The sequence below is a fragment of the Mangrovibacterium diazotrophicum genome (assembly GCF_003610535.1).
GTDB lineage: Bacteria > Bacteroidota > Bacteroidia > Bacteroidales > Prolixibacteraceae > Mangrovibacterium > Mangrovibacterium diazotrophicum.
In genome coordinates, this window is record NZ_RAPN01000001.1 from 2,279,655 (window position 1) to 2,297,737 (window position 18,083).

Annotated in this window: 14 protein-coding genes; 11 read left to right on the plus strand and 3 right to left on the minus strand. The window is 45.9% G+C overall.

What is annotated here, in order from left to right; translation table 11 throughout:
• Positions 1-7: 7 nt before the first annotated feature.
• The 3 genes from BC643_RS09005 to BC643_RS09015 form a co-directional block, all read right to left on the minus strand.
• Positions 8-3,121 carry a tubulin-like doman-containing protein gene (locus tag BC643_RS09005; protein WP_120272772.1) on the minus strand — a complete coding sequence of 1,038 codons (3,114 nt, stop codon included), beginning with the start codon at positions 3,119-3,121 and terminating at the stop codon, positions 8-10.
• Positions 3,118-3,663, minus strand: coding sequence for a hypothetical protein (locus BC643_RS09010; protein WP_120272773.1), 546 nt, complete (start codon positions 3,661-3,663; stop codon positions 3,118-3,120). The genes BC643_RS09005 and BC643_RS09010 overlap by 4 nt, the downstream gene beginning before the upstream one ends.
• A 221-nt stretch (positions 3,664-3,884) precedes the next feature.
• Complete coding sequence (locus BC643_RS09015; protein WP_147377182.1) at positions 3,885-4,550, minus strand: hypothetical protein; 666 nt, start codon at positions 4,548-4,550, stop codon at positions 3,885-3,887.
• A 365-nt stretch (positions 4,551-4,915) separates the two neighbouring features.
• On the opposite strand from BC643_RS09015, the gene BC643_RS09020 reads away from it, so the two are divergent.
• From BC643_RS09020 to BC643_RS09070, 11 genes are all read left to right on the plus strand, one after another.
• Positions 4,916-5,842, plus strand: coding sequence for a DMT family transporter (locus tag BC643_RS09020; protein ID WP_147377183.1), 927 nt, complete (start codon positions 4,916-4,918; stop codon positions 5,840-5,842).
• Positions 5,843-5,918: 76 nt separating this feature from the next.
• Positions 5,919-6,248, plus strand: a complete 330-nt coding sequence (locus BC643_RS09025; protein WP_120272776.1) for a hypothetical protein — start codon at positions 5,919-5,921, stop codon at positions 6,246-6,248.
• A 224-nt stretch (positions 6,249-6,472) separates the two neighbouring features.
• Positions 6,473-8,872 carry a TonB-dependent receptor gene (locus BC643_RS09030; RefSeq protein WP_120274215.1) on the plus strand — a complete coding sequence of 800 codons (2,400 nt, stop codon included), beginning with the start codon at positions 6,473-6,475 and terminating at the stop codon, positions 8,870-8,872.
• 112 nt (positions 8,873-8,984) lie between these two features.
• A complete protein-coding gene (locus BC643_RS09035; protein WP_245994897.1) occupies positions 8,985-9,488 on the plus strand; it encodes a YkgJ family cysteine cluster protein in 504 nt (167 codons plus the stop codon).
• Positions 9,489-9,580: 92 nt separating this feature from the next.
• Entirely contained in the window at positions 9,581-10,603 is a 1,023-nt protein-coding gene (porQ, locus tag BC643_RS09040) for a type IX secretion system protein PorQ (RefSeq protein WP_120272777.1), read from the plus strand.
• Positions 10,600-11,403: a (d)CMP kinase gene (cmk, locus tag BC643_RS09045; RefSeq protein WP_262697249.1), complete on the plus strand. Its 804-nt coding sequence runs from the start codon at positions 10,600-10,602 to the stop codon at positions 11,401-11,403. The genes porQ and cmk overlap by 4 nt, the downstream gene beginning before the upstream one ends.
• Positions 11,404-11,453: 50 nt before the next feature.
• Positions 11,454-12,305: a 4-hydroxy-3-methylbut-2-enyl diphosphate reductase gene (locus tag BC643_RS09050; RefSeq protein WP_120272778.1), complete on the plus strand. Its 852-nt coding sequence runs from the start codon at positions 11,454-11,456 to the stop codon at positions 12,303-12,305.
• Positions 12,306-12,572: 267 nt separating this feature from the next.
• On the plus strand, positions 12,573-13,562 hold the full coding sequence (gene pfkA, locus BC643_RS09055; RefSeq protein WP_120274218.1) for a 6-phosphofructokinase: 990 nt from the start codon (positions 12,573-12,575) through the stop codon (positions 13,560-13,562).
• A 119-nt stretch (positions 13,563-13,681) separates the two neighbouring features.
• Positions 13,682-16,153, plus strand: a complete 2,472-nt coding sequence (priA, locus tag BC643_RS09060; protein WP_120272779.1) for a replication restart helicase PriA — start codon at positions 13,682-13,684, stop codon at positions 16,151-16,153.
• 213 nt (positions 16,154-16,366) lie between these two features.
• Positions 16,367-17,167 (plus strand): ParA family protein, encoded by an 801-nt coding sequence (locus tag BC643_RS09065; RefSeq protein WP_120272780.1) that lies wholly within the window; start codon positions 16,367-16,369, stop codon positions 17,165-17,167.
• A 23-nt stretch (positions 17,168-17,190) separates the two neighbouring features.
• A complete protein-coding gene (locus BC643_RS09070) occupies positions 17,191-18,078 on the plus strand; it encodes a ParB/RepB/Spo0J family partition protein (protein WP_120272781.1) in 888 nt (295 codons plus the stop codon).
• The last annotated feature ends 5 nt before the right edge of the window (positions 18,079-18,083 follow it).

The window sequence follows — 18,083 nt, forward strand, 5'->3', positions numbered from 1 at the left end:
ATATCGTTTAGTTATTTAGGATGGTTATTGCTTCGCGGGTTGCTGCCAGAAACTTCACGTATTTCGCGTCGGCTGGATTATTGGCACATTCCTTCAGCACTACTGTTTTAATGTCATTCGAAATTGATTCCTGCAACTCTTTGCGTTTCTCCATGTGCAGGTATTCGCTGGCCAGCTTAATCTGAACTTCTTTCGAGACCTTTTCCGCCACCTCTTCGTCAATCGATTCGGTTATTTCAGTCAATTTATCTGCCAGCACAACGGGTGGAAGCGGGACATTCATCACTTCATCCATTTCCATGATGCAATAGGCATTTTTGCCGGTACCGTCCATGCGATCCTGGTAGCTGATATAGCCGAGTGCTTTTGCGATGAGTAATTTGGGCAGCGTTGTTTGAACCAACCGGGCCTGACCTTCTTCCAGCTCGGCACGAGTCGGCATGAAAATACGTGGATATTGTGAACCATCACCTTCTAGGTGGAGTACCAGTTTTGCAACATCAGGATTGGCTCCCCGCAACATCAAATCATACTTTTGCTTCAGCACCCGCAAATCATTCACCATGCGGAGCGAGAAACAAGAAGTCAGGTTTATAACTGTAATTTCATTCATTCGACTACTCTTGGTGTCCACCACAAAAGTTCGGCTACCATCTGAATTACGCTTAAAAGCATCAACCAGCTTATCTACAAAATCCTTGTTCTCCGGCGAGTCGGGAATACTGATCAATGTACTGTTAAGCATCGTGATGATCCCCGGACGAGACGGTCCGTTATTATTCAACTGACGAGAGATTTCGCTCTTATCGAAGGAAAGAAATACACCACTCGACTCCACGACCTTGCGAGCAAATTCATCCAGCTCAGCTTGTTTGTCGGACGTTCCGTACTGCTCCTTCAACTTTTCGATGATATTTATTCCAATCAGTTTCTGTTTTTTACTGGTAATGATCTCGTTGTGGGCGTTTACTGCACTACTCTTCGCCTTCGAAGCGAAAATATCCAACAGAATATCTTCAGTCATGTGCTGGTTGATGCGCGTGAAGGTCTTTTCAGTCCCTGCCAATTCCACAATCGCATTTCGAATCGACGAGCTTTGTTGCGATTGTATTTGCTGATCACGGGTGACACGCGATGTGAAGTTCTTCACATCATCCGCATCGTAATACTTCACAACCGTATTTTTGTAGGTTTCAGGTGAAAGTTTATCTTCAACGCAACGCGAACCAATTTCTTTTTCGGCTTGATTTAACGAGTTTGTTAAACGATCGGAGAATCGCTTAATTTCCTCATTCAGCATCTGCATTTCGTTCAACACTTCTGCCAGCAGACGCTTTCCAAAAATCAACCCGGCCATCTCTGTTTTCTTAATGTAGAGGTATTGCAAGACCGTTGTCTGAGCCTGGAACAAATTCTTCTTTTTACCAAGTAAATCAGTTAGAAACCCAGATGCGGACCACGCCTGTTCATTTCTGGCTTTTTCTGCAAATAGCTTGTCCAACTCTTCGTTTTTGCTGATGATTCGGGCGTCGAATCCTTTTAGGCGGTTCTCCGTTTGGGTAATCAAAGTATCCATCAAGCGCCCCAACTCATAAACTGATTTTTGCCCTGTGCTCCATTGACTGAATAAGTCAATTTCGATGGTATCACAAATCTCGCGAGCCAAGTCTTTTCTGGACTGATCCTTGATTGCAAAGAACTCCGGTACACCAACCTTCCGGAAGTTTTTATCATAGCGTTCTTCACAGAATTTTGCCAGTTCATTGATTGCGCGCGACTCATCCTTGGCCCAGGCAACATTCGCGAGATTTGGAATATTGGCATTCCAATCTTCCTGGAAGGTTTTCCATTTCTGTTCTTTTTCGCTTGGAAGAACCGGTAACGATAGCGCTAAATGTGCATCGGAAAGCATCCACCGATTCAAGTTTGCTTTATCCGTTACAAAGCTGTTGTAGTCTTCGTTTTTAGGTTGATCTCGGTACCCCAGATCATCAGACCAGTTATTATACTTAAACTGCAACAAAGCCTGTTTGGCAAAACTGTAGGTAAAATATTCAACTATCTCTTCTTCAGGGCTCACAATTCGCTTAATACCGAAAGCATTAAACCGCCGTGTGCGAACCGGCTTGGCTGCATTGGCCAACTCCGGCGTTTTAGCCGATTCGTCATTTTCTTTCTCCCCGTCTGCAACATTCTCCAAGCTGTAAGCATCGTCAAACGCACGTGTTTCGTCATTATGAGGAATAAACAAATAGTGATAAATTAAATCAGAAACGATCTCTGGCAAATCCTTCTTCGTATCGACGGTAATTCCGTTCTCATTGGAATTGGTAAACAGAAAACAACTGTTGAAGATCTTATCAACTCCTTCAAAAGGAACAAATTCATATTCGCCACTCACATCATGCGGAATAAACCGTTTTACCTGCAAGGCATTTAGTTCCTGTAAAGCGGCGTAACCATTGGCATGGTAGAAACCTTTGTCCCAGCCAGGAAGCGGAGAGTGCTCCGGAACCAGACAGTACACCATGATCTTATAAGACATCCCCGATCCGATATTGGCTTGAAAATGCTTCCGGGTTTGCGCAATGACATCGACAACTGATCCGCTCCCTGTTCCGCCCGCTAACCCGGCAATTATGTGAAAAGTCACATCTGTTTTACCGCTTTTGGCTTTGACTGATTTTACCTGATTTTTCAGGATACTTTCATATTCTGACACAGAACACGAAAACAGGAATCGACCAAGCCTGCGACGCTGAGCTGCAGCTCCATCATCACCGACCGAACCAACCAGGTTGTCCCAAATTTTACGGTCGCCGATCCAGCTTTTTATACCCGGGTAACTGTCTACATTCTCCAGCTGACTTCCGAGAGAGGCACCGCGAACAAACAAAAAGCTATCTTTTCCCAGCTGCGTACTCTCGCCCATTACTTTCCAACTCGGATCATTTGGACGCATGTACTCCATACTCGAATCGACATAGACAAATCCTAACGGAATATTCCGTCGTTGCTCTTCCGTTTTTACTTCCTGGAAGAGCCGTTTTCTAATTACCTTTAGAATATTGCCACCAGTCCCTCCGATGCCAATAATAATGTGGTTTGTTTCAAGGTTCATGTTAATTGGTATTTATTTAGTTTTAAATCTTGGTAAGCGCAATAGCCAATTACTCCCAACGGGATTAATTGGAATAAACAGAAGATAAATACGATTGACAAGCGGGCAATCCGAAGCACACGAGGCAACTGTAAAACCATTTCTTTGAGAATCTGTCCTGCAGCTAATCGAACGGCTCTATTCATCGGATACAAATCTGCTTCCTTCTCAAAAAATTGTGTCATATCCGACTGGATTAACGCAGAAGAAACAGATGGCTTTGCCGATAATATTCGGGATAGGAAGGCATGTTTGTATTCGAAGTTCCGACAGGCTTCATCTGCATAAACCTGTGCTGCAAGCACCATGCTTTCAGCATCCGAGAAAGGCAAATAGCTGTTCTCCTCCTTTGGGTCGGGCACATCAGCGAAATTCTCTCGCCCCGATTGTTTCAGCGTGTAATAGGCTTTTTCAAAAACAAAATCATTCCAGCGTTGACTTTCCTGCAAACCTTCTGCCCACTGTACTATCAACTTCGCAGAAACGGGCTTCAATCTTTTCATCCCAACAAAAGTCAGGATCAATAAAAGAGTAAGAGCAGAGGAGATTGCGCAGAGGAGATGATGTGCAATGGTCGATCGATAGCGTTTGTTCCATAGCCGGGTATAATTAACACACCCCCACCAACACACTGCAGCAAAAACCAAAGCAGAGGTAATTACAAATACAAACTTTGTCACCGAGAGCATCCCAAGTCCTTCAAACACGATATGGTAAAAATCTCTCACCATTCGGAAGACTCGCTAAACTGATAATTCGACGTAAAAGCTTGCGACTTGTAAGCCCTCCTCAACACAACAAAATTTTGCAACAGCTGGAACAGCAAGAAAATAATAATAGAAATCCAACAGGTCTTCACCAAGGGCCTTTTCAGTTGATGAACAATTGATTTCGAAAAAAAACGAACAAGCACAGTCGCGTTGACATTTTCTCTTCCCTTCACAACCTTTCTCAGTTGAGACGCTAAATAGCTATCTTCGGATAACGTCTCGGCATCAATAAACCGGCCGAGGATCGGGTATTGCTCTTGCAAATCCGTGCACAGTGAAACCAACATTTGACTCGTGTATAGCTCATCCTGAGTTTCGCCGTGAAACGCAACTTCTGTTAACTGATTGAGATATGATTCATTCGAAGTAACCAGCGACTCGACGATCTGCTCAGACTGATTCAAATACTTGATTCCTTTCTGACTAAAAAAGAACACTTGTAAACAAACAAAGCTGATGACAGCAACCCCAAAACAAAGTAAATGATGAACAGGCCGAGGACTAAAACAGGAAGAAATTGCTTTTGATAAAAGAATGGTACATACCCATCCCCCAAAAGCAATCAATAACGCAAACATTATAGCCAATAGAGCTCCTAAAATAAATAGAATCGCTAACATCACACTTTTAGAATATAGTTAAACCGCAGATAGAGACTATAAAATTATGGAATGTTAAAATACGTCAGAATATGTTATTCACCATTTAATCAAAATGATATCAAACACTTACAAAAAACCAGGAATTAAAAAATATGAACATTAACTCAAAAAGTCAATAGGCAGATATTACATTTATGTTATAAATATACATAATAATTCTTTTGAGATCTTTTTCTCTTATTTGTATTTATGACAATTTGGTCAAACATTGACGACTATTTCACTTGATTATACATGAAGTATCAAGAAGCCGAATCGCTAACAAATTGCATGTTTGAGAATCAATTTTATATCTACTTTTGTCGATTGAATCAATCCTGAAAATGCAAAACAACAACCTGAAATACTTTGGAGCAGCCCTTTTAGCCATGTTCTTTTGGAGCTTCTCGTTTGTGTGGTTCAAAGTGGCTTACAGAGCGTACGATCCGATGACCGTTGTGCTGATCCGGCTCAGTCTCGCCACAGCCATCATGTTTGTCATTGCCAAAATCATCGGTAAACTGCAATCCATTCAATCGGGCGACTTAAAATGGATGTTCCTGCTTTCCTTCTTCGAACCTTTCCTTTATTTCATGGGCGAAAGCTTCGGGTTGAAGTATGTGTCGCCAACGGTTGCCGCAGTGATTGTGGCCACCATTCCGCTTTTCACGCCATTGGCCGCCTGGTATTTTCACAAGGAAAAAATGAGCTGGGCAAATTTCGTCGGCCTGAGCATCTCTTTTGTCGGCGTTTCGCTGGTCGTGCTCGACAATTCGTTTAAATTCTCGGCTTCTCCGCTGGGTGTGACACTTGAATTTTTAGCCGTTCTTTCGACCATCGGCTATGCCATCATCCTGAAAAAACTGACGCACAATTACAACGGATACACCATCATCAGTTATCAGAACCTGTTTGGCGCATTCATGTTTCTGCCCTTTTGGGCAATCTTCGAAGCCAACAAAACATTCCAAACACCATTCAACCAGGAAGCGTTCATGGCGATCGTCAAACTAGCGATCTTCGCATCGATCCTGGGATTCATCTTTTTCACCTACAGCATTCGTCACCTCGGGATCAACAAATCGAACATGTTTATTAATGTGATGCCGGTATTTGTGGTCATCTTTTCGTTTTTCATCCTAGGCGAAGAAATCAACGCCCAGAAAGTAGTAGGAATTGTGATTGTTATCAGCGGCCTTTTCCTCGCCCAACTAAAACGCAAAAAGCTGAGGGCAACCAAACCTGTCGAGATATCGAATATCGAAATTTAATGCCGGTTAAATAAATTTTGAATATTTTTGTCGCCTCAAGAACACTTAGACCCGTTCGGTGTTTCTTAGAACTGAAATGAGAAAACTGAAGCAAATAAATTTAATTCTGCTGGTCGCAAGCCACTTGCTTTTGTTCGTCTACCCAATGGCGAGCAAAACTTTCCACGTGCACGAGGCGCCGACCCATGAACACTGCTGCAGCTGCGACACCAATGGCCCCGCTATCGATCAGCCCGAACCGGACTGTCCGATTTGCGACTATGTGCTGGTCAGCTTCATCAGTGAACCTACATTTTCGCCTTCGGTTTACCGCTTTGCCTACCCGGTCGAAATTGCTCCGTTACCGGAAAAAGTCCACACCGAAGAAATCCGACATTTTTCGCTCCGGGGTCCCCCGACAGCCTGATTTTCTGCAAATTATTTTCGAACAGACAAAGTTTTCCCTTTAACCGATTAAAGGAAAAGACTTAACTTGTTATGTCATGCTTTGTTATGACCTAACAATCATATTTATTCATTTTAACAGGCAACCAGAAAACAGCAAGCTGCCAAGAAAAAGGTGTCGCAACATTCGAAACGTACGCAAAGGCGATGGTGCTGCGACCGCTATACACGAGATATAAAACACATATGAAAACACAGATAATTTCAATTATAAGCCTCTTTTTATTATTTGTTCAAACGGCAATGGCACTGCCCAGCGACAGTAGCTCGAAAACAGAACTCAGCGGTAAAATAACCGACGCAAAAACCCAAGAAGCGCTTCCGGCAGTTACCATTTACTTTCCCGAAATCCGGGTGGGTGCGCTTAGCGACGACCAGGGAAATTTCAGCATTAAAAACCTACCAGCTTCAAAATTAACCGTTCAAATTAGCTTAATTGGCTACGAGTCGATCACTAAAGTGATAGACCTCAGACACATCTCCAATATGGACTTTGAGCTGAGTGAATCGGTTACCGAAATTTCAGAGGTAGTCATCACCGGGCAACCCGGTTTAACAGAGCAAAAACGCACGCCCGCACCAATTGCGGTTGTTCCGAAAACCGAATTACTTCAAAACACATCGACCAACATTATTGACGCACTGGCCAAACAACCGGGCGTTTCGCAGATTACAACCGGGGCCGGCATCTCAAAACCTGTTATTCGCGGGCTGGGATACAATCGTGTGATTGTTGTCGTCGATGGAATCCGACAGGAAGGGCAGCAATGGGGTGATGAGCATGGTGTTGAAATTGACGAATACGGTGTTAACCATGTTGAAATTCTAAAAGGGCCTGCGAGTTTAGCTTTTGGCTCCGATGCCATGGCCGGGGTAATCAACATGATTTCTGCTCCGACTTTACCAACAGGTACCATCAAAGGAAATGTGATCACCAACTACCAAAGCAACAACGGCCTGTTTGGGTACTCGGCAAACCTATCGGGTAACCAAAACGGTTTTATCTGGGATGCTCGCGTCAGCGGCAAACGTGCCCACGATTATCAAAACGACATTGATGGTTGGGTTGGCAATTCAGCCTTTCGCGAAAATGCAGCGAGTGCCTTAGTCGGGCTGAACCGCGCATGGGGTTTTTCTCATCTGAAGTTGAGTCTATACAACCTAAAACCAGGGATTGTTGAAGCAGAGGAAGATGAAGATGGCGGAGCAGAAGAAGCAGTTGAGCGCGATCCGAAATCCTATCAACCGGGAGCTCCATATCAGGAAATAAACCACTACAAAGCCGTTTGGGACAATAAGTTTTACCTGGGACAGGGCAACCTCGTTGCTTTGGTGGGTTTTCAGCAAAACAACCGCAAGGAGTTTGAATCGGCTGATGAATATGGTTTGTATTTAAAACTGAACACGCTGAGCTACGACCTGAAATACAGCTTATCGACCGACAATAACTGGTCCTTAACCGGCGGTGTTGGCGGCATGTGGCAACAGTCTAAAAATGAAGGTACCGAGTTTTTGGTTCCGGCTTACCAGCTTTTCGATCTTGGTGTTTATGCCATCGCGCACAAACAAATCGGTGATTTCGATTTTAGCGGAGGGCTCCGTTTCGACCGACGCCACCTGGATAGCGATGCACTTTACCTGAACAGCGACGAAGAAGTCACAACGTCAACCGATGCTGATGCGACAGAACGTTTCGCTGACTTCAATGATTCGTTCACCGGCGTATCCGGAAGTTTGGGTGTTACTTACCAGATCAGCAAAACAGCCTACACCAAGTTAAACCTGTCACGTGGCTTCCGTGCTCCGAACATCGCAGAACTGGGCTCGAACGGCGTTCACGAAGGAACTTTCAGCTACGAAATCGGGAACACGGATCTTAAACCGGAAAACAGCTTCCAGATCGACTGGGGAATCGGACTCGACACCAAACACGTATCGGCAGAGCTGAACCTGTTCAACAACCAGGTCGACAACTACATTTACAGCCACAAACTGAATACGACAGCCGGAGCCGATTCGCTGATCGACGATGTTCCGGTGTTTAAATACACAGGCGGCAAAGCTCACCTGTATGGTGGCGAGCTGTTTGTTGACATCCACCCACACCCGCTCGATTTCCTGCACTTCCAGAATACCTTATCGTATACCCGCGGAACACTGTCAAACCAGCCCGACTCTGCTAAATATTTGCCCATGATTCCACCAATGCGCTGGCGATCTGAAATCAAGCTGGACATTAAAAAAATCAACAACTGGATGCAAAATGCATGGGTGAGCTTCGGCATCGACCACAACTGGAAACAGGATAAATACTTTGCTGCTTACGACACCGAAACAGCAACGCCTGCCTACACATTGCTCGATGCAGGAATCGGAACCGATTTCACCAGCAACAAACGCACAATCGCCTCGCTATACATTAGCTGCAACAACCTGACCGACAAAGCGTATCAAAGCCATTTGAGCCGACTAAAATACGCCGGTCTCAATCCGGAAACCGGACGCGAAGGTTATTACAACATGGGACGCAACATCAGTGTAAAACTGATTATTCCTATCGGAATTAGTAGTCCGAAGAGTTTATAAAATTTAGCAATCACCATAAAAGGGTGCTGCAGCCTCATCATGGCACAGCACCCTTTTCTTTTTTATGCTTCAGTAATCGGTTTATCTTTGCAGCAAATAATAAACGGCAACAGTGGACAAAATCCTTTACCATACACCGGAACAACTGAAAGAAATGACGGCCAACAACCGGCAGGAATTCTCGGTTTTGTTTCAGAAACTGAAAAAGAAAAAGCCCAAGAACCTGGATTCGATAGTTCAGCAATTACACGAGGAGGCTTTCGACCAGTTCGATTGTTTGGATTGTGCGAACTGCTGCTCAAGTATCAGCCCGATTGTTATTGACAAAGATGTGGAACGCCTGGCCAAAAGCCAACGCATGAAACCGGCCGACTTTATTGCCAGCTACCTTTATAAGGACGAGGACAATGACTACGTTTTTCAGCAAACGCCTTGCCCGTTTCTCATGGGTGACAACTACTGCTGCGTTTACGAAAACCGTCCGCGTGCCTGCCGCGAATACCCACATACCGATCGCAGCCGCTTCTACCAGATCCTCAATCTGACTAAGAAGAATTGTGAAGTTTGCCCGGTTGTCTTCGCCATCGTAAAAGATCTCTCCAAACGTGAGTGGTAGCAATATTGCCCGATTCTTTTCGTTCGGTAACTGTTGAATTTTTTCATCACGAATAAACAAATATCTTTGAGCGAACGAACAGGCAACACCGCATGAAACTCAGAAAACTCGTCATACTTCCGTTCCTTTTTCTCACAGTGCAGCTATTTGCACAAATTGGCGGCGAGTCCACTTATGAGTTCCTGAACCTGACCAATTCGGCACGCATGGCGGCACTCGGCGGCAACCAGATTGCGCTGAACGATCCGCTCGACCTCAACGTTGCGTACAACAATCCGGCGCTGCTCAATGCGGAAATGGCCGGAACGATTTTGGCGAATTACGTCAACTACATTGCCGACGTCAATTATGGCTACGCTGCTTATGCCCTCAATACCGAAAAAATAGGTCCTCTCAGTTTTGGCATTCACTACATTAATTACGGTGAATTTATTAAGGCCGATGAAAATGGAACGCAGGACGGCACCTTTCACGCTGCTGAGTATGCCCTTCTGGCGAGTTGGTCACATTTAGCAGGCCCTGTAAAATTAGGGTTTACAGTGAAACCAATCCTCTCGTCCTTTGAATCGTACCAGTCGATTGGTATCGCTTTTGACCTTGGAGCGGCATACACCAGTCAAAATGAATTGAACACAATCGGGCTGGTAATCCGAAACGTTGGAACGCAAATCACCACCTACTACGAAAACGGCGACCGCGAAAGCATTCCGCTCGATATCCAGTTCGGTATTTCAAAACGCCTCGCGCACGCTCCCTTTCGCCTGTCGGCAACCCTGCAACACATGCAACGTTGGAAACTGGCGCAGGCCGAAGAGGTGGACAATGGCTATGAGACGACCATCGAGGAAGACAACTTCACAAAAGCTTTCATGCGCCATATGGTACTTGGTGTCGAGCTCCTCCCCTCGCCCAACTTCAACATACGCGCAGGCTACAACTTTCAGCGCCGCCAGGAATTGATGTTTAATGATAAAAAATCCACCGTCGGATTCTCCTGGGGTTTCGGCTTCCAAATCAAACGCTTCCGTATCGACTACGGCTCAGCGCGCTATCACCTTTCTTCATCCAGCAATCATTTTTCTATCGCGTTCAGGCTGAACAACAACCTGCGTTGAGACACAATTTCCTGACACCCTCTGCCCATTACCAACCTCGTCCTGTGAATAATTTTCTGGCTGCGCTTCCGGTCAAAAAGTCTATCTTTGCTCGCATGGAAAAAGCGACTCAACCCAAAATTATCATTGCCATCGACGGGCATTCGTCTTGCGGAAAAAGCACGGTAGCCAAGCAAATCGCCAAAGAGCTGGGCTACATCTACATCGACAGTGGCGCTATGTACCGGGCGGTTACTTTGTTCGCCTTGCGCAACAAGCTCGCTGTCGACGGAGAAGTCAATGAGCAAGGACTGATTGACCGTTTGGATGAGATCAAAATTGAGTTTCGCTTCAACCCGGAAAACCGCCGCAACGAGACCTACCTGAACGGCGAGAATGTAGAGGAAGAAATCCGTCAATTACCGGTTTCGCAACACGTGAGCCCGGTGGCAACCATCCGAGAGGTGCGCGAAGCCATGGTTGAGTTACAACAGGAAATGGGTAAAAACAAAGGCATCGTGATGGACGGCCGCGATATTGGTACCGTGGTTTTCCCTTCCGCAGAGTTGAAAATCTTTATGACTGCACGTCCCGAAGTTCGGGCACAACGCCGCTACGACGAGTTGACCGCTAAAGGACAGGAAGTGAGTTTCGACGAGATTTTGGCGAATGTGATCGAACGCGACCGCATCGACTCGAGCCGCGAAGTCAGTCCGCTGAAACAAGCCGACGATGCCTTAACGCTGGACAATAGCGACATTACCCGTGAAGAACAGCTGGACTGGCTCCTGCAAAAAGTACAACAATTAACCACAGCTTAAAGGGCCTGAAATCTGACTTTGGAATTTGGACCTTGGAATTTGTAATCTGTATGAGAGTAGTGATTGACGATAAATCCGGTTTTTGCTTCGGCGTAGTTAACGCCATCGAGAAAGCAGAAGGGCTACTGCAGCAAGGTGAAAAAATCTATTGCCTTGGCGATATCGTTCACAACCAACAAGAGGTTGCCCGACTCGAGGCGCTAGGGATGGTCACCATCAATCACGACAAATATTTCCAACTCAGCAACTGCAAAGTTTTACTGCGCGCACACGGCGAGCCGCCGGCAACTTATGCCTACGCCCGCAAAAACAACATTGAATTGATCGATGGCACCTGCCCGGTAGTACTAAAACTGCAGCAGCGGGTTCGCAAAGGTTACGAAGACATCAAAGCCCAAGGAGGACAATTGGTCCTGCTCGGCAAAAAAGGCCATGCCGAAATCAACGGGCTAAACGGGCAAACCGGTAACCTGGCGATTATCGTCGAAACCGAAGCCGACATTGCCGAAATCAATGCTGACAAACCAACTCTGGTGTTCTCACAAACCACCAAATCACTCGATGATTTTCACCGCCTGGGGCAAAAGATCAAAGAGCTGGTAAATGCTGAAACCGATATTAAAGACACCATTTGCAGGCAAGTTGCCCACCGCGCTCCCCACATGATAGAATTTGCCGCCCAACACGAGGTCATCCTTTTTGTGAGCGGGAAAAAGAGCTCGAACGGCAAGGCGCTGTTCGAAATCTGCAAATCAGTGAACCCAAACAGCTACTTTATTTCCGACGTTGACGAGCTGCAAAGTGAGTGGATCAAGGGCAAACATTCTGTCGGCATAACAGGAGCAACATCCACCCCAAGATGGATTATGGAAAAAATTTCCAACAAATTGACAAAAGATTAAGTCAACATTAAGCTTATTAACTTTTTCCACCACAGATACATTAGCTATCCCTTAAAGCAATTTACTTTGCGCCCTCTAAATATATTGTAGAGCATAAAATGAAGGTTATTTCTTCGGAAGTATTAAATTTGCGCAATCGATTGCTCAACTCAACTTACTACGACCTGAATAAGGCCTGAATTGATGCTATTTGGAGAATATTGGCTGACTCTAAATGGATAAGAAATGCGGGATGATAATTGTGGAACCAAGAGTAAAAGCTGTAATATGAAACGCAAAAAGCTTGAAAAAATAGGCGTGCTCACCTCAGGTGGCGACGCTCCCGGCATGAATGCCGCTATCCGTGCCGTAACACGTGCGGCCATTTCAAACAAATTAAAAGTAGTAGGTATCCGTCATGGCTACCAGGGAATGATTGATGGTGATTTTGTACCATTGCGTACCCGTGATGTGAGTGGTATTCTACACCGTGGCGGCACTGTTCTGAAAACCGCCCGAAGTATGGAATTCCGCACCGAAGCCGGCCGTGAAAAAGCCTATCAAAACCTCAAAAAAGAAGGCATCGATGCCTGTGTGGTTATTGGTGGTGACGGTTCGTTTACCGGAGCACTGATCTTTTCGCAGGAGTATGATATTCCTTTTGTAGGTATTCCCGGAACCATCGACAACGACATGTACGGAACGGATTACACCATTGGCTACGACACGGCCCTGAATACCGTTGTTGAAGCTGTGGATAAAATCCGCCACACCGCTGCATCGCACGACCGACTTTTCTTCATCGAAGTAATGGGACGTGAAGCAGGCTTGTTGGCTCTGAGTGCAGGCATTGCAGTAGGCGCTGAAGCCATCCTGATTCCGGAAGCCAAGATTTTGGAGAAAGAACTGGATCAGTTCCTGAAAAAGGGGTACAAAGAAAAAGACCGAAGTGGCATTGTGATTGTCGCCGAAGGTGGCGAAACCGGACGCGTTATTAAAATAGCCAAGGCCGTTGAAGACAACTACCCCAACCTGGACGTTCGAGTTTCCATTCTAGGACACATTCAACGCGGTGGAAAACCATCGGCACGCGACCGGATTGCCGCAACAAAAATGGGTGTTGCTGCTGTTGAAGCTCTGCTCGACGATCAGAAGAGCATCATGATCGGGTTAGTGAAAAACTTCATTGTTGATCACGTTCCGTTCAACAAAGCCGTCAAGCTGAACCACAGCATCGACGAAGATCTGATACACATTCAAAGCATTATCAATATTTAAACACAATCCCCGCTTAGCCAGCGGGGATTTTTGTTATCCGCATTTCCGAGGCAGAAGTTATCAACAGTTCGCAGCGTAACCAAGCTTAACTGAATAAATTTTGCGAAGTTTGTAACACCATGACGGAACAACTTTTTGCCGATGTCATATTGCCCCTCCCCCTGGGTGACATGTTCACCTACCGGATTCCCGCCGATTTTCAAGCCAACATCAAAGTAGGTGTTCGGGTAATTGTACAATTCGGCGCCCGCAAATTTTTCTCCGCACTCGTTTATAAGTTGCACAACAACATGCCGGTCGGCTCCTTCGACATCAAGGATATTGATGCCATTCTGGATCCGGAGCCCATCATCACCCCCGCCCAGATTATTTTATGGGAATGGATGGTCGACTACTATTGCTGCACCATGGGCGAAGTGTACAAAGCGGCACTTCCGTCGGCGCTGAAGCTGGAGAGCCAGACTAAGGTGAGCTTCAACCCCAACTTCAATATGCCTGTTGACATGCCAGGCGAGGAAGAAGCACTGCTGCTGATGTTACAGGGACACGGGCAGGCTAATATTCAAAGCATCAATAAATTCCTCGGGAAAAAATCGGCACTGTCAACGCTGAAAATATTACTGGAAAAGAATGCGGTTTTAATTGAAGAAAAGCTCGCGGATTCCTATTCAGCCAAAGTGCAGCCCTTCATTTTTTTGCACCCAAAACTGGCCAATGATAACGCGATTCGGGAAGCACTTGAAAGCCTGAAAAAAGCGAAAAAACAACAGCAACTGCTCGAATTCTTCCTGGCGGAAACCTTGTACCATGAAGAAAAAAGGCCCAACATCGCCAAGAAAGAACTGTTGGAGCAAAGTGGGATTAGCGACACCGTGTTGCGAACGCTGCTGGAAAAGGAATTCCTGCATTTGCAGGAAATTGAAGTCGGCCGACTGGATTTCAGCAGTGATGGAGAGCAAAAGATATTCGACCTGAACGAGGCGCAAAACAAAGCCTTTTCAGAAATCAAACAATACCAACCAACCGGCAAACCGGTCTTACTGCATGGCGTTACCGCCAGCGGGAAAACCGAAGTGTACATCAAACTGATTGAGGAACAACTGGCACTGGGAAAACAAGTGCTCTACCTGGTTCCGGAGATTGGGTTGACCACACAGCTCATCAACCGGCTGAAACGCGCTTTTGGCGACAAAGCCGGCATTTACCATTCGCGCTTCAACGATTCGGAGCGTGTTGAAATTTGGCTGAACACCCTGCACGAGCGCGAAAAATCGTTCGAAATCATCATTGGCGCACGATCGGCAGCATTGTTGCCCTTCCGCAACCTGGGGCTGATCATCGTTGACGAGGAACACGAAAACAGCTACAAACAGTTCGATCCATCGCCACGCTACAATGCAAGGGACGTGGCCGTTGTGTTGGCCCAGATTCATCGGGCACAGGTGATTTTGGGGACCGCAACCCCTTCGTTCGAGAGCTACTTCAACGTCAAAACCAACAAATACGCTTTGGTTGAGATGAAGGAGCGCTTCCAAAACATAAGCTTGCCAGAAATGGTGATTGCCGATGTTCGGGAAGCTACCAAGCGCAAGCAAATGAAATCGCTGCTCACCCCGGATCTGTACGATTCGATAGAAACAGCATTGAAAAACGAAGAGCAGGTTATTCTTTTTCAAAACCGACGGGGTTTCGCCCCCTACCTGCAATGCGGCACTTGTGGCTGGATTCCGAAATGCAAAAACTGCGACGTCAGCCTCACCTATCATAAGCACCTTTCAGCGCTGGTTTGCCACTACTGCGGTCACACGCAATCGTTACCTGACGGATGCGGCGAGTGCCATTCCGAAGACATAAAGACACGCGGCTTTGGGACGGAGAAAATTGAAGAAGAACTTTCGCTCATCTTCCCAGAGGCGCGCATTGCCCGCATGGATATGGACAGTACCCGGGCCAAAAAAGCCTATGAGCGCCTGATTTACCAGTTCGAAAGCAAACAAATCGACATCCTTGTGGGAACCCAAATGGTAACCAAAGGGCTCGATTTCGATCACGTGAGCGTGGTGGGTATTCTGAATGCTGATCAGTTGCTGAACTACCCCGACTTCCGGTCGTTCGAGCGTTCGTACCAATTGATCGCCCAAGTGAGCGGCCGCGCCGGACGCAAAAACAAACAAGGAAAAGTGATCATCCAGACCACGCAACCGAAGCACCCTGTTTTACTGGAGGTCGCCGAGCACAATTTCATCCAGCTTTTCAACCGCCAAATGTCCGAACGGCAGCTTTTCAAGTACCCGCCCTACTTCAGGTTGGTGAAGGTTGTTTTGAAACACAAAAATCGCGACCGCCTCAACCTGGCAGCCAATCAAATGGCAGCCAAACTCCGGAAACTTTTCGGCTTCAATATTTTGGGACCCGAATACCCATTGGTCGGCCGAATTCAAAGCTGGTACCAGAAAGAAATCTGGGTAAAATTGGAGCGCGACCAAAAACTCATGTCGTCGAAGAAAAAAATACTCGAAGAAATAAAATCGATCAAAACCCAGCCCAACAATGCGGGTCTGGTGGCTTACGCCGATGTTGATCCCATGTAGCATAAACAAAAGGTTGGTTAAAAATTGTAAATCCGGCACGGCGATCCAAAAAATATTATTTTTGCACTCAACGAAAAAGCCAGAAAACTTCCGACCATCATAGCGGAAATCCGTCCGGCTCTTTCCGGTTTTAATTGATTAATTTTTCAAGTTAAGAAGCATTTTCACATAAAATATTAACTTTGAAACTCAGCAAAAAGAGGAAAGAAACCTATGGGAAAAGTAATCGCTTTAGCAAATCAAAAAGGGGGCGTCGGAAAGACAACGACAGCCATCAACCTGGCTGCCAGCTTGGCTGTTCTAGAGAAAAAAGTATTGATTATTGACGCTGACCCTCAAGCTAATGCCACTTCCGGAATTGGCTTCGATGTGAAGAATGTCAAAACAAGTATTTACGAGTGTATTGTTGAAGAAATTGACCCGCGAAAAATCATTCTGAAATCAGAGATTAACGGACTCGATTTGATCCCTTCACACATCGATTTGGTAGGTGCCGAGATTGAAATGCTGAACCTGCCGAACCGCGAAAAAGTGTTGGAAACTGTGATCAACCAAATTCGGGACGATTACGATTTTATCCTGATCGACTGTTCACCTTCGCTTGGACTAATCACCGTAAATGCGTTGACCGCTGCCGACTCCATCATTATTCCGGTGCAATGCGAGTACTTTGCCTTGGAAGGGTTAGGAAAATTGTTGAACACCATCAAAATCATCCAAACCCGGTTGAATCCGGACCTTGAAATTGAAGGATTCCTGCTGACCATGTATGACTCTCGCCTGAACCTGGCCAACCAGGTTTTGGAGGAAGTACGGACCCACTTTGGTGATATGGTTTTTGAAACGCTCATCAACCGTAACATCAAGTTAAGCGAGGCCCCAAGTTTTGGTATTCCGGCTGTTTTGTACGATGCCGCTTCGAAAGGAGCTACCAGCTATATGGATCTTGCCCGTGAGATTTTACAAAAGAATGATCTGACCAAGATCAAGAATTCGGAGAAAGTTATTGAATAAAAAGAAAAAGAGCACAGAACATTATGGCTAAAAGAACCGGATTGGGACGAGGTTTAGGCGCACTGATTGACGACGCAGACACAACAAGAGAAGTGCCGGTATCATCGTCGATTAACGAAGTCCCGATTGAAAATATTGAAGCAAACCCTTTTCAACCCCGAACCAAATTTGACGAAACGGCCCTTCAGGAATTGTCGGCCTCGATCAAGGAGATTGGTATTATTCAGCCAATCACGCTTCGCAAGGTTGATGACGATAAATACCAGATTATTGCCGGAGAACGTCGGTTCCGTGCATCGAAACTGGCCGGACTGAAAACAGTTCCTGCCTATGTTCGCACCGCCGAAGACGACGGCATGCTGGAAATGGCTTTGGTGGAAAACATCCAGCGCGAAGACTTGGATGCCATCGAGGTTGCCCTGTCATACCAGCGATTGATTGAAGAATGCAAGTTAACCCAGGAAGTGTTGAGTGAGCGCGTTGGTAAAAAACGCTCCACCATTTCAAACTACCTGCGCTTGCTGAAACTGCCAACGCTCATCCAAAAAGGAATTATCGACAAAACCATTTCGATGGGCCATGCCCGTGCGTTGGTTAATATCCCGAATCCGGAAGATCAGCTGTCAATTTATGAACTGATTCTGGATGAAGACCTGTCAGTTCGTAAAGTTGAAGAGATCGTTCGCAACCTGGGAGCGCAGCCAACAGAACAACCAAAAGAAGAAGCTGCTCCTCAAAAGGAAAAATATCCGCAGGAGTACGGAGAGCTTCAACAGCACCTGAGTCAATTTTTTAGCACAAAAGTTGACTTCTCTCTCAACAATAAAGGGAAGGGAAAAATCGTTATCCCATTCGGATCGACCAAAGACTTGGAGCGCATAATGGGTATTCTGGATAAACTGGGCCACTAAACGAT

Coding starts and splice junctions, on each gene's coding strand:
- BC643_RS09065 (WP_120272780.1), top strand. CDS start 16,367: ATGGGAAAAGTAATCGCTTTAGCAAATCAAAAAGGGGGCGTCGGAAAG.
- priA (WP_120272779.1), top strand. CDS start 13,682: ATGACGGAACAACTTTTTGCCGATGTCATATTGCCCCTCCCCCTGGGT.
- BC643_RS09030 (WP_120274215.1), top strand. CDS start 6,473: ATGAAAACACAGATAATTTCAATTATAAGCCTCTTTTTATTATTTGTT.
- BC643_RS09025 (WP_120272776.1), top strand. CDS start 5,919: ATGAGAAAACTGAAGCAAATAAATTTAATTCTGCTGGTCGCAAGCCAC.
- BC643_RS09020 (WP_147377183.1), top strand. CDS start 4,916: ATGCAAAACAACAACCTGAAATACTTTGGAGCAGCCCTTTTAGCCATG.
- porQ (WP_120272777.1), top strand. CDS start 9,581: ATGAAACTCAGAAAACTCGTCATACTTCCGTTCCTTTTTCTCACAGTG.
- BC643_RS09070 (WP_120272781.1), top strand. CDS start 17,191: ATGGCTAAAAGAACCGGATTGGGACGAGGTTTAGGCGCACTGATTGAC.
- BC643_RS09015 (WP_147377182.1), bottom strand. CDS start 4,550: ATGTTAGCGATTCTATTTATTTTAGGAGCTCTATTGGCTATAATGTTT.
- pfkA (WP_120274218.1), top strand. CDS start 12,573: ATGAAACGCAAAAAGCTTGAAAAAATAGGCGTGCTCACCTCAGGTGGC.
- BC643_RS09010 (WP_120272773.1), bottom strand. CDS start 3,663: ATGAAAAGATTGAAGCCCGTTTCTGCGAAGTTGATAGTACAGTGGGCA.
- BC643_RS09050 (WP_120272778.1), top strand. CDS start 11,454: ATGAGAGTAGTGATTGACGATAAATCCGGTTTTTGCTTCGGCGTAGTT.
- BC643_RS09005 (WP_120272772.1), bottom strand. CDS start 3,121: ATGAACCTTGAAACAAACCACATTATTATTGGCATCGGAGGGACTGGT.